12 protein-coding genes are annotated in these 11,951 nt (G+C 64.0%); 5 read left to right on the forward strand and 7 right to left on the reverse strand.

Annotation, left to right across the window (positions count from 1 at the left end):
- Positions 1-31: 31 nt before the first annotated feature.
- The 7 genes from nagE to HU773_RS06290 all read right to left on the reverse strand — a co-directional run bounded on the left by nagE (position 32) and on the right by HU773_RS06290 (position 8,541).
- Complete coding sequence (gene nagE / locus HU773_RS06260) at positions 32-1,738, reverse strand: N-acetylglucosamine-specific PTS transporter subunit IIBC (protein WP_057960551.1); 1,707 nt, start codon at positions 1,736-1,738, stop codon at positions 32-34.
- Positions 1,739-1,764: 26 nt separating this feature from the next.
- Positions 1,765-4,278: a phosphoenolpyruvate--protein phosphotransferase gene (ptsP, locus tag HU773_RS06265; protein WP_057960550.1), complete on the reverse strand. Its 2,514-nt coding sequence runs from the start codon at positions 4,276-4,278 to the stop codon at positions 1,765-1,767.
- Between the two features lie 36 nt (positions 4,279-4,314).
- On the reverse strand, positions 4,315-5,337 hold the full coding sequence (locus HU773_RS06270; protein ID WP_115127493.1) for an SIS domain-containing protein: 1,023 nt from the start codon (positions 5,335-5,337) through the stop codon (positions 4,315-4,317).
- Positions 5,318-6,424: an N-acetylglucosamine-6-phosphate deacetylase gene (gene nagA / locus HU773_RS06275; RefSeq protein ID WP_115127494.1), complete on the reverse strand. Its 1,107-nt coding sequence runs from the start codon at positions 6,422-6,424 to the stop codon at positions 5,318-5,320. The genes HU773_RS06270 and nagA overlap by 20 nt, the downstream gene beginning before the upstream one ends.
- Positions 6,425-6,433: 9 nt before the next feature.
- A complete protein-coding gene (locus HU773_RS06280) occupies positions 6,434-7,192 on the reverse strand; it encodes a GntR family transcriptional regulator (RefSeq protein ID WP_057959542.1) in 759 nt (252 codons plus the stop codon).
- Positions 7,193-7,453: 261 nt separating this feature from the next.
- On the reverse strand, positions 7,454-7,957 hold the full coding sequence (locus tag HU773_RS06285) for a L,D-transpeptidase family protein (protein WP_057437979.1): 504 nt from the start codon (positions 7,955-7,957) through the stop codon (positions 7,454-7,456).
- A gap of 35 nt (positions 7,958-7,992) precedes the next feature.
- Positions 7,993-8,541 carry an NUDIX hydrolase gene (locus HU773_RS06290; RefSeq protein ID WP_057959544.1) on the reverse strand — a complete coding sequence of 183 codons (549 nt, stop codon included), beginning with the start codon at positions 8,539-8,541 and terminating at the stop codon, positions 7,993-7,995.
- A gap of 146 nt (positions 8,542-8,687) precedes the next feature.
- Between HU773_RS06290 and HU773_RS06295 the strand changes: the two genes are divergently transcribed.
- The 5 genes from HU773_RS06295 to purT all read left to right on the forward strand — a co-directional run bounded on the left by HU773_RS06295 (position 8,688) and on the right by purT (position 11,924).
- On the forward strand, positions 8,688-9,290 hold the full coding sequence (locus HU773_RS06295; RefSeq protein ID WP_057959545.1) for a CoA pyrophosphatase: 603 nt from the start codon (positions 8,688-8,690) through the stop codon (positions 9,288-9,290).
- 35 nt (positions 9,291-9,325) lie between these two features.
- Entirely contained in the window at positions 9,326-9,850 is a 525-nt protein-coding gene (locus HU773_RS06300; RefSeq protein ID WP_186626222.1) for a gamma carbonic anhydrase family protein, read from the forward strand.
- A complete protein-coding gene (locus tag HU773_RS06305) occupies positions 9,847-10,062 on the forward strand; it encodes a DUF1289 domain-containing protein (protein ID WP_057437987.1) in 216 nt (71 codons plus the stop codon). Before HU773_RS06300 ends, HU773_RS06305 begins: the two co-directional genes overlap by 4 nt.
- A 143-nt stretch (positions 10,063-10,205) precedes the next feature.
- Complete coding sequence (locus tag HU773_RS06310) at positions 10,206-10,673, forward strand: VUT family protein (protein WP_029296170.1); 468 nt, start codon at positions 10,206-10,208, stop codon at positions 10,671-10,673.
- Between the two features lie 69 nt (positions 10,674-10,742).
- Positions 10,743-11,924 carry a formate-dependent phosphoribosylglycinamide formyltransferase gene (gene purT, locus HU773_RS06315; RefSeq protein WP_057959546.1) on the forward strand — a complete coding sequence of 394 codons (1,182 nt, stop codon included), beginning with the start codon at positions 10,743-10,745 and terminating at the stop codon, positions 11,922-11,924.
- Positions 11,925-11,951 lie beyond the last annotated feature (27 nt).

Raw genomic sequence — 11,951 nt, forward strand, 5'->3', positions numbered from 1 at the left:
CCCTGGGCAGGGCGGTAGATAAGTAGCGGGCTCAGGCCCCGGTACGCACCGGGTCGCGGCTGGCAAGGGCCTTGAGGGCAGTGCTCAAGCCTTGGGCCGACTCGCCCACCAGCAGGTGCCAGATACCGCCGTCGAGCCGGCTGATGCCCTGGCAACCAAGGGTCTTGAGCTGGGATTCCGACAATGCCCGGTCATCGGCCAGGCGCAGGCGCAGACGGGTCATGGCCACGCAATCGAGCTGCAGCACATTGTCGCCGCCGCCCAGTGCGTTCAGCCATTGTTCGGCCTGGGGCGGGGCAACGTTGGCCACCGCGGGCTGAGGGCTGGGAGATGAGGGCGAGGGCTGGCCGGCTGTCGGCATGGCCAAGCGAATCTCATCGGCAATGCTGTCGGCCATCGGCCCCACCACCACCTGCAAGCTGCCGCCATTGCCGGGGCGCACCACGGCCATCGCCCCCAGGGCCTTGAGCTCGGCGTCCACGGCCTTGTTACGGTCGACCATGTCCAGGCGCAGACGGGTGGTGCAGGCGCCGACGCTGAGCAGGTTGTCGGCACCGCCCAGGGCGCGGATGTAGGCACTGGCCCGCTGGTTATCACTCATCGCTTCGGCCTGTACCACCTGGATGTCTTCACGGCCAGGGGTCTTCAGGTTGAAGCGACGGATGCAGTAGTTGAACACGCTGTAGTAGATCACCGCGTAGGCGAGGCCCACCGGGATCACCAGCCAGCCATTGGTGGATTTGCCCCAGCCCAGGACCATGTCGATGAACCCACCGGAGAAGGTAAAGCCCAGGTGAATATCCAGCAGGTTGGTGACCGCCATCGACAGGCCGGTGAGCAGCGCATGCAGCAGGTACAGGAACGGCGCGAGGAACATAAAGGCGAATTCGATCGGCTCGGTGACCCCGGTGAGGAATGAGGTCAGGGCCATCGACAGGAAGATCCCGCCCATGATCTTGCGCCGCTCCGGCAGGGCGTTGCGGTACATCGCCAGGCACGCGGCGGGCAGGCCGAAGAGCATCACCGGGAACATGCCGGTCATGAACTGGCCGCCTTTGGGGTCGCCGGCAAAGTAGCGGGTCAGGTCGCCGGTGACCACTGCGCCGGTGGCCGGATCAGTGAAGCTGCCAAACACAAACCAGGCCATGTTGTTGAGGATATGGTGCAGCCCGGTGACGATCAGCAAGCGGTTGAACACGCCGAACACAAAGGCGCCGAGGCTGCCGCTTTCCATCAGCAGCACGCCAAAACTGTTGATGCCGTGCTGCACCGGCGGCCAGATCAGGCCGAAGATCACCCCCAGGCCCACCGCCGAGAACCCGGTGACAATCGGCACAAAGCGTCGCCCGCCAAAGAACGCCAGGTACTCCGGCAGCTTGATGTCCTTGAAGCGGTTGTACAGGGCCCCGGCCATCAGCCCGCTGACGATCCCGGCGAGCATGCCCATGTTGATGGTGCTGTCCATGACCTTGAGGGTGGAGACCATCACCAGGTAGCCAATGGCTCCGGCCAGTCCGGCGGTGCCGTTGTTGTCGCGGGCAAAGCCCACGGCGATGCCGATGGCGAAGATCAGCGCCAGGTTGGCAAAGATCGCTTGCCCGGCGTCGTGCATCACCGCGATGTTCAACAGGTCGGTGTCACCCAGGCGCAGCAGCAGGCCGGCAATCGGCAGGATGGCGATGGGTAGCATCAGCGCACGGCCCAGGCGTTGCAGGCCTTCGATAAACAATTGGTACATGGCGAGTCTCCTTTTTCTTGTTGTTGTCAGCTCAACGGCCAATGGTGTTGGCAGGCTTGGCGCACGGCGCCGGCGCTGCTCAGGTTGAGCAGGGCCTGGCTCAGTTGCCGGCATTGCGCGGCGTCGAGGTGACGCACGCGGTCTTTGATGGCGGCAATCTGCGGCGGGCTGACGGACAGCTCCCGCACCCCCAGGCCCACCAGCACGGGGGTGGCCAGCGGGTCGGAAGCGAGGGCACCGCACACACCGACCCAGCGCCCGTGTTTAGCCGCGCCGCTGCAGGTCTGGGCGATCAGGCGCAGCAGCGCCGGGTGCAACGCATCGACCCGCGCGGCGAGGCCGGCGTGGTCGCGGTCCATGGCCAGGGTGTACTGGGACAGGTCATTGGTGCCGATCGACAAAAAGTCCGCGTGCTCGGCCAGTTGCTCAGCCATCAGCGCGGCGGCCGGGACTTCGATCATCACCCCCAGTTCCGGGCGCTGGGTCAGTTGCAGTTCGGCGCACAGTTCATCGAGGCGCTGGCGAATGTGCAGCAACTCGTCGACTTCACTGACCATCGGCAACAGGATCCGGCAACGTTGCAACGGGCTGACCTGCAGCAGGGCACGCAGTTGCTGGTCGAGCAGTTCCGGGCGCACCTGGGCCATGCGAATACCGCGCAGGCCCAGTACCGGATTGGCTTCGGCGGGCAAGGGCAGGTAGTCGAGTTGCTTGTCGCCGCCGACATCAATGGTGCGGATGATCACCGATTTGTCGCCCATGGCGTCCATTACCGCTTGATAGGCCTGGCGCTGTTCCTGTTCATCGGGCGCGGTGCGGCGGTCGACAAACAGAAACTCGGTGCGCAACAGACCCACGCCATCGGCGCCGTTGTCATAGGCGATCTGCGCCTCGCTGCTGGAGGCGACATTGGCGGCCACTTCAATGCCCACGCCATCCAGGGTGCTGGCGGCAGCATGGGCCTGGGCCTGTTGCAGCTGGCGCCGCTGTTTCTGCGCATCGCGGATCTGGTGGACCTGGGCGTGGCGGGCATCGTCCGGGTTGAGTTCCAGGCGCCCATTGGCGGCGTCCAGCACCACCCGTTGCCCTTGGGTTATTGCCAATACTTCACTGCCCAGCGCCACCACGCAGGGCAAGTCTTTGCCCCTGGCCAGGATCGCCACATGGGACGTGGCGCCGCCTTCGGCCATGCAGATACCGGCCGCGTTTTGCGCGCTCAGTTGCAGCAGGTCCGAAGGCGTCAGCTCGTGGGCGACAACAATCGCGCCGGCGGGCAATTCGAACTGCCAGGCTTCGCCCAGCAGTGCGCGCAGCACCCGTTGCTGCAAGTCCCGCAGGTCGTTGGCACGTTCGGCAAACAACGGCTTGCCCAAGCCCAGCAACACCGCGCATTGGGCCTGGATCGCATCGCGCCAGGCATGGGTGGCGGCGCTGCCGTGCTCGATGGCAGCGGTGGCGGCCTCCAGCAGGGTCGGGTCTTCCAGCAGCGCCAGGTGGGCGGCGAAGATCTCTTCTTCCTCGACGGCCTGGCGCTGGCGGGCGTGCTCCAGGGTATTGCGGATTTCGCCGCGCACCTGTTCCAGGGCGCTGTCCAGGTGCTGCAACTGCTCATGGCGCGCATGGTTACGTGGGTCTTCTGGCAACTCGATGCTGTTGAGCCGGAACAACGGCCCGCAGACCAGGCCCGGCGCGGCGCACACCCCTTGCAATACGCCTGCTTCACGGTTGACTGGACGCGCAGCGGCTATCACCGGGGCCTGTACGGCTTCGGCAGTGGTGAGCGAAAGGGCGGCGACCAGTGCCTGCAGCGCCGCGTCGCAATCCTGGCCACGGCACGTGACCTGCACTTCATCCTGTTCACCAATGCCCAGCCCCATCAAGCCGATCAGGCTGGCGCACGACGCCGATTTGCCGGCGAAATGCAGCTGCGACAGGCTGCTGAAACCCTGGGCGGTCTTGCGGATCAGCGCTGCGGGCCGCGCATGCAGGCCGCCGCGATGGGTGATGCGCACGCTGGCACTGGCGTGCGCCTCGGCGGTGTCGGCCATCACGGGCTGCACGACGCCAGCCTGACGCGCAACGATGCGCAGCAGGGCTTCGCCGACCTTGACGGCGTTCACGGCCACGGGGCGCAGTTCGAACTGCTCACCGTTAGTGAGGATGATCAGGCTGACCAGGCTTTTGCACTGGCGGGCGATGCGATCCAGGTCAAAGCGCACCAGGGGCTGCCCATTGCTGACCCGTGCGCCTTGCTGGACCAGCAAGGCAAAGCCTTCGCCTTGCAGTTCGACGGTGTCGATGCCCACATGCAGCAGCACCTCGGCGCCATTGTCGGCGCGGATAGTCAGGGCGTGGCCGGTACGGGCAACGTGGATCACGACCCCGGCACACGGCGCATGCAGGCAATCGTTGAGGGGGTCGATGGCAATCCCGTCGCCCATGGCGCCACTGGCGAACACGTCGTCAGGCACATTGCCCAGGGTCAGCACTGGCCCGCTGAGGGGGGCGCTGAGGGTGAGGTCATTATTATTGTCGGGCATGGGCACGGTACTCATCAGGAAACGACAGAAATCAACTCAGTGGGTGCGAGTGACTTTGCTCAGGTGGCGGGGCTGGTCCGGGTCCATGCCCCGGGCCTGCGCCAGGCCGGCGGCCATCACGTAGAAGCTCTGGATTGCCAGGATCGGGTCCAGGGCCGGGTGTTCGGCGCGGCTGAGGGTCAGGTCGCGTTCGGCGATATCGTCGGGCGCGGCCAGCAGCACCCGAGCCCCGCGCTGGCGCATTTCCGTGGCCAGGCTCAGCAGGCCCGGCTGTTCGGCGCCGCGCGGGGCGAACACCAGCAACGGGTAGTTATCGTCGATCAAGGCCATCGGCCCGTGGCGCACTTCGGCGCTGCTGAAGGCTTCGGCCTGGATCGCCGAGGTTTCCTTGAGCTTGAGCGCGGCTTCCTGAGCGATGGCAAACCCGGCGCCACGGCCGATGACCATCAGGCGCTGGCAGTCGCGCAGGGCGTCGATGGCCAGGCTCCAATCCTGGGTCGCCGCTTCGCGCAGGCCGGCAGGCAGGGCGTGGCAAGCTTCGAGCAGGCCGTCTTCCTGATTCCAGTGCCCGACCAGTTGGGCGCTGGCGCTCAAGGTGGCGATAAAACTCTTGGTCGCGGCCACGCTACGCTCGGGGCCGGCGCACAGCGGCACATGGAATTCGCAGGCGGCTTCCAGGGGCGAGTCTTCAGCGTTGACCATCGACACACTCAAGGCCCCGCGCTTGCGCAGCAGGCGCAGGCTGTTGACCAGGTCCGGGCTCTGCCCCGACTGAGAGAAGCCGAAGGCCGCCTGGCCGCTGACTTTCAGCGGCGCCTGCGCCAGGGTCACCACCGACATCGGCAGCGACGCCACGGGAACGCCCACATGCTGCATGGTCAGGTAGGCGAAGTAACTGGCGGCGTGGTCCGAACTGCCACGGGCGACGGTCATCGCCACTTGCGGCGGCTGGCGGCGCAGGCGGCCGGCGACCTCGGCCAGCAGCGGGTCGAGGCATTGCAGTTGGGCCGCGACGGCCTCACAGGAGGACAGGGCCTCTTCAAGCATTTTTGAAGTCAATGGTTTCTCCTTCGACCATTACGTCGGTGAGGTGCAGGGAGCGGTCCAGGCGCACGCAGTCGGCAAAGCTGCCGGGTTGCAGGCGGCCGCGTTGTTCCAGGCCCAGGTAATCCGCAGGAAATTGCGACAGGCGCTGTGAGGCTTCGCTGATGGGCAGGCCGATCTTCACCAGGTTGCGCAGCGCCTGATCCATGGTCAGGGTGCTGCCGGCCAGGGTGCCGTCGGCCAGGCGTACACCGCCCAGGCATTTGGTCACGGTGTGGCTGCCCAGCTTGTATTCGCCGTCGGGCATGCCGGCGGCGGCGGTGGAGTCGGTGACGCAGTACAGGCAGGGAATCGAACGCAGGGCCACGCGCATGGCCCCGGGGTGTACGTGCAACAGGTCCGGGATCAGCTCGGCGTATTGCGCGTGGGCCAGTGCGGCACCGACGATGCCCGGCTCGCGGTGATGCAGCGGGCTCATGGCGTTGTACAGGTGGGTGAAGCTGGTGGCGCCGGCGGCCAGCGCTGCGACGCCTTCTTCATAGCTGCCCAGGGTATGGCCGATCTGCATGCGCACGCCGCGTTGGCTGAGGGTGCGGATCAGACCGTCATGCCCGGCGATTTCCGGGGCAATGGTGATGACCCGGATCGGTGCCAGGCGCAGGTACTCCTCGACCTCGGCCATCAATGCCGTGTGGGCAAAGTTGGGCTGTGCGCCGAGCTTTCCTGGGTTGATGTAGGGGCCTTCCAGATGCACCCCCAGCACCCGGGCGCTGCCGCTTGGACGGTTTTCGCAGAACTGGCCGAGTTCGCCGAGCACGCGGGAGATTTCCTCGACCGGTGCAGTCATGGTGGTGGCCAGCAGCGAAGTGGTGCCGAAGCGCACATGGGTGCGGGTGATGGTCTCGAAGGCACTGCGGCCTTCCATGATGTCCTTGCCGCCGCCGCCGTGTACATGCAGGTCGATAAAACCCGGCAGCAGGTAGGGCAGGTCGTTGTCGGCCGGGTCGCAAGGCACACCTTCGACGGCGCTGACCCGGCCTTCGTGGTGCACCAGGCGGCCGCGCATCCAGCCGTGGGGCGTGAGGATATTGTCTTCGGACATGGCAGTTCTCTAAGGCCGCAGTTCGGCGGAAAAGTCGTACCTACGCAGCTCAGCGACAAAGTCGTAGTAGTCGTTGCGGCAGTAGGTGTCGGTGATTTCGATCGGCGTGTTGTCGGCGGTGTAGCCGACTCGGGTCATCAGCAGCATGGCGGTGCCGGGGGCGATGCCCACCAGGGCGGCGAACTCATCCGAGGCGTTGATGGCCTGGATATGTTGCAGGGCCCGCACCACCGGTTTGCCGATGCCTTCCAGGTATTCGTAGAGCGAGCTGCCGATGGCCTGGGGGGTGGGCACGATCGAGGCGGGCAGGGCGCTCATTTCAATGGCCATCACGGTGTCATCTGCCTTGCGCAGGCGCTTGAGCCGCGCCACTTTGTCGGTGGGCGACAGGCACAGGCGGATCAGCTCTTCGTGGGTCGGCGGGGTGATCTCGCGCACCAGCCACTGGGAGCTGGGGGCAAACCCCTTGAGCCGCAGCATTTCGCTGAACCCCGAGAGGCGTGACAGCGGCTGTTCCAGGCGTGGCGTAATAAACGTGCCAGAGCCCTGGCTGCGGCGGATCAGGCCTTGGGCAAACAACACTTCCAGCGCTTTACGGGCGGTGACCCGGGAAATACCCAACTGCTCGCTGAGCACACGCTCCGAGGGCAAGGCCTGCTCGGATTTCCACTGGCCAGCATGGATCGCCGCTTCGAGGTTGCGGGCCAGTTGCAGGTACAACGGCGTGGATTGTCGGTCGTCAGGACGCAGGGTCTGGATGGGATTCATCTGTAGGGTTTCCGATGCGTTATTGGAGTGTTGTCGCCCGGTAATGGCCGGAAATTAATACCACTTAAATACCATGTCAATGCCGCCAAAAGCGTGCGGAACCGGCTTGCAGGGCACTTTTTCAGGGGGTGGTATCAAGTGGTATTAGAGAGGTCTTTGTCGCGCGCAGAAACGCACAGCCCCCGCCGATGAAATGGTATTCACCGGCAGGGGCTGTGGCAGAGGCAGGTTTTTTTTGAATTATTTTACCAACGGTCGAAGTTACGGACGGATCTCGATCATCGTGCCGTCCTTGACCAGGTTCCACACTTCGCGCATGTCGACATTGCGCATGCCGATGCAGCCGTCGGTCCAGTCCAGGGTGTGGAACCACTGTTCCGGATACTCCTCACTGTCTGGCGTGCCGTGGATCATGATCATGCTGCCGGGCTTGACCCCTTCGCGGCGGGCGCGGGCGGCATCGCTGATATTGGGGTAGGAGATATGCATGGACAGGTTGAAACGGTCGCTGGTCTTGCGCCAGTCGATCCAGTAGAAGCCTTCCGGGGTGCGGCGGTCGCCTTCGATCAGCTTGTGGCCCTTGGGGTTCTTGCCCAGGGAGATGCGGTAGGTCTTCAGCGGTTTGCCGTCGTGGATCAGTTGCAACTGATGGGCGGACTTGAGCACCAGGATCTTATCGACGGTTTTACCGCCCAGGGTTTGCAGGGTGGTGGCTGACGACAGGGTGACGAACGACAGGCAGAGCAGAGCAAGCAACCAACGCATTGCAGCGGTATCCCTTTGACGGTGACCTTCGATTGTTATTGTGCAGGGTGAGTCAAGGGTGGCACCGATTCGCTGCGCACGGGAAACACCTGTTGCCGACGGTCGGCGAAAAAGCATTCTAGGGTACGCCGTACCGTGCGGAAAGCCAGGTCGGACCAAGGGATGTCCGCTTCATCGAACAGTTTGACTTCCAGGCTCTCGGGGCCGGCGGCAAAGTCCAGGTCGATCAGTTCGGCGCGGTAGAAGATATGCACCTGGCTGATGTGCGGTACGTCGATCAGCGTGTAGATCGTCAGGTTGCGCACCCTGGCGCAGGCTTCTTCGAGGGTTTCGCGCATTGCGCCCTGTTCCACGGTCTCGCCGTTTTCCATAAAACCTGCCGGCAGGGTCCAGTAGCCCAGGCGCGGCTCGATGGCGCGCCGGCACAGCAGCACTTGGTTGCCCCAGACGGGCAGGGTGCCGGCGACGATATTGGGATTCTGATAGTGAATGGTCTGACAGTGGTCACACACATAACGCAGGCGCGCGTCGCCTTCGGGAATGCGCTGGATGACCGGTTTACCGCACTGGCTGCAGAAGTTCATGCTTGGGTTCCTGGGGACTGCGCCTATCTTGGCGTGCAGGGCAGTGGCCTGCAAGTTGTCGTTTAGCGACACGGCCGGGGTTTTGGGGTTGGGCACCCGTACGCTTTGGTGCATGATGCAAGGTAGCCAACAGATCGAGATGACTCATGCTGGACGAGCTACTTCGCCGGGTAACCAATCACACGCCACGCACGCTGGAAACTGACAGCCGTTTCCCCGAGGCCGCCGTGCTGGTGCCGATTACCCGCAGTGACGAACCCGAGCTGATCCTGACCCTGCGTGCCAGCGGCCTGTCGACCCATGGCGGCGAAGTGGCGTTTCCGGGTGGGCGCCGTGACCCCGAAGACCCGGACCTGGTGTTCACCGCGCTGCGCGAGGCCGAAGAGGAAATCGGCCTGCCACCGGGCCTGGTGGAAGTGATCGGGCCCTTGAGCCCCCTGATCTCCCTGCACGGCATCCGCGTGACCCCGTATGTGGGTGTGATCCCCGACTATGTCGAATACCTGGCCAACGATGCCGAGATTGCCGCCGTATTCAGCGTGCCCCTGGAGTTTTTCCGCCAGGACCCGCGTGAGCACACCCACCGTATCGACTACCAGGGCCGCAGTTGGTACGTGCCCAGCTATCGCTTTGGTGAATACAAGATCTGGGGCCTGACGGCGATCATGATCGTCGAGTTGATCAACCTGCTCTATGACGATGCCGACATCAGCCTGCACCGTCCGCCGAAAAGCTTTATCAATACTTAAGCCATCGTTTGAATGGCAAGCCGTGAGGGAAGACCATGAAATACCGCCTGGGCGATGCCCGCGTCGAGACACATCCACACAGCTGGGTAGCCCCCAATGCCACGCTGGTGGGTAAGGTCAAGCTGGAGGAGGGCGCCAACGTCTGGTTCAACGCGGTGTTGCGTGGCGACAACGAACTGATCCTGATCGGCAAGAACAGCAACGTGCAGGACGGCAGCGTGATGCACACAGACATGGGCTACCCGCTGACCCTGGGCACCGGTGTGACGGTGGGGCATAACGCCATGCTGCATGGCTGTACCGTCGGCGACTACAGCCTGATTGGCATCAATGCGGTGATCCTCAACGGCGCCAAGATTGGCCGGCACTGCATCATCGGCGCCAATTCGTTGATCGGCGAAGGCAAGGAAATCCCTGATGGCTCGCTGGTAATGGGCTCCCCCGGCAAGGTGGTGCGGGAATTGACCGAGCAACAGAAGAACATGCTGGAGGCCAGTGCTGCGCACTATGTGCATAACTCTCAGCGCTACGCCCGTGACCTGGTCGAGCAGCCGGAATGAACCCGGTTGAACGCCCCGTCGCCTCGCCCTGCGTGAGCATTTGTGCGCTGGATGACGACGATATCTGCACCGGTTGCCAGCGCAATGTCGACGAAATCACCCGTTGGAGCCGCATGGACAACGCCGAGCGCCGGGTGGTGCTGGGGTTATGTCATGAGCGGGCGAAAGCCAGTGGGGTGTTGTGGATGATTCCTGGGAAATCTGGCGCCTGACAGGGCGCTATCGCAGGCAAGCCAGCTCCCTCATTTTGAAATGCATTCCAATGTGGGAGCTGGCTTGCCTGCGATGAGGCCCCTCCAGACGACATCCCTTTAATTGTGTACCCTGTGCGCATTACCCACAGGTCCCTCGCCCCATGCTCTTCCTGATCGCCTATATCAGCAGCGTCGTGCTGATCAACTTCGCCTTTTCCACCGCCCCGCACCTGGATGTCATCTGGTCCGCCTGGGGTGGCCTGGTGTTTATCCTGCGGGACATGGTGCAAACGCGCTTCGGCCACGGGGCGATTATCGCCATGCTCGCGGCGCTGGTGCTGTCCTACATCACCTCCGATCCGTCCATCGCCCTGGCCAGCGCCACGGCGTTCGCGGTCTCCGAGTGCATCGACTGGCTGGTCTTCAGCATCACCAAGCGCCCGTTGCATGACCGGCTGTGGATCAGCTCGGCGCTGAGCATTCCCCTCGATACCTTTATCTTTTTTGGCCTGATCGGCGCGTTGACGCCGGCGGTGGTCGGTACCGCCCTGGCCTCGAAATTTGCCGGGGTCACCGTGGTGTGGCTGGCCATGGCCTGGCGTTTGCGGCGCCAGCGTGTCGCCAACTGAGGCCAATGCCCGCCGTTCATGTAAAATGCCGGCCTTTCTCCCCCTGATCCGCTCCCCTGAGGACCTGAGATGACCCGAATCGGAACTCCATTGTCGCCAACCGCGACCCGCGTATTGATGTGTGGCTGCGGTGAGCTGGGCAAGGAAGTGGTAATTGAGCTGCAGCGCCTGGGCGTTGAAGTGATTGCCGTGGATCGCTACGCCAACGCGCCGGCCATGCAGGTGGCGCATCGCAGCCACGTGATCAACATGCTCGACGGCGCAGCCCTGCGTGCGGTGATCGAGGCGGAAAAGCCGCACTTCATCGTCCCGGAAATCGAAGCCATTGCCACCGGCACCCTGGTGGAACTGGAGGCTGAAGGCTTTACCGTGATCCCCACCGCCCGTGCGGCGCTGTTGACCATGAACCGTGAAGGCATCCGCCGCCTGGCCGCTGAAGAGCTGGACCTGCCGACCTCGCCGTACCATTTTGCCGACACCGTGGAAGACTACCGCAAGGCCGTCGAAGACCTCGGCTTCCCCTGCGTGGTCAAGCCGGTGATGAGTTCGTCGGGCAAGGGCCAAAGCCTGTTGCGTAGCGCCGATGACGTGCAGAAAGCCTGGGACTACGCCCAGGAAGGCGGGCGTGCAGGTAAAGGTCGGGTGATCATCGAAGGGTTTATCGACTTCGACTACGAAATCACCCTGCTGACCGTGCGTCACGTCGGTGGCACCACCTTCTGCGCGCCTGTGGGTCATCGTCAGGAGAAGGGCGACTACCAGGAATCCTGGCAGCCCCAGGCCATGAGCCCGGCGGCCCTGGCCGAATCCGAGCGCGTCGCCAAAGCCGTGACCGAGGCCCTGGGTGGTCGTGGTCTGTTTGGGGTCGAGCTGTTTATCAAGGGCGACCAGGTGTGGTTCAGCGAAGTCTCGCCGCGCCCTCACGACACCGGGCTGGTGACCCTGATTTCCCAGGACTTGTCGCAGTTTGCCCTGCACGCGCGGGCGATTCTTGGCCTGCCGATCCCATTGATCCGCCAGTTCGGGCCTTCGGCTTCGGCGGTGATTCTGGTGGAGGGGCAATCGACCCGGACGGCGTTCGCCAACCTCGGCGCGGCCCTGAGCGAGCCGGATACCGCACTGCGTCTGTTCGGCAAGCCAGAAGTGAATGGTCAGCGCCGCATGGGCGTGGCGTTGGCGCGGGATGAGTCGATCGAGGCTGCCCGGGCCAAGGCGACCCGTGCTTCTCAAGCGGTGGTTGTAGAGCTGTAAAAGCATCGCGGGCAAGCCCGCTCCCAC

The sequence above is a fragment of the Pseudomonas shahriarae genome, from assembly GCF_014268455.2.
In the GTDB taxonomy this organism is placed as follows: Bacteria; Pseudomonadota; Gammaproteobacteria; order Pseudomonadales; family Pseudomonadaceae; genus Aquipseudomonas; species Aquipseudomonas shahriarae.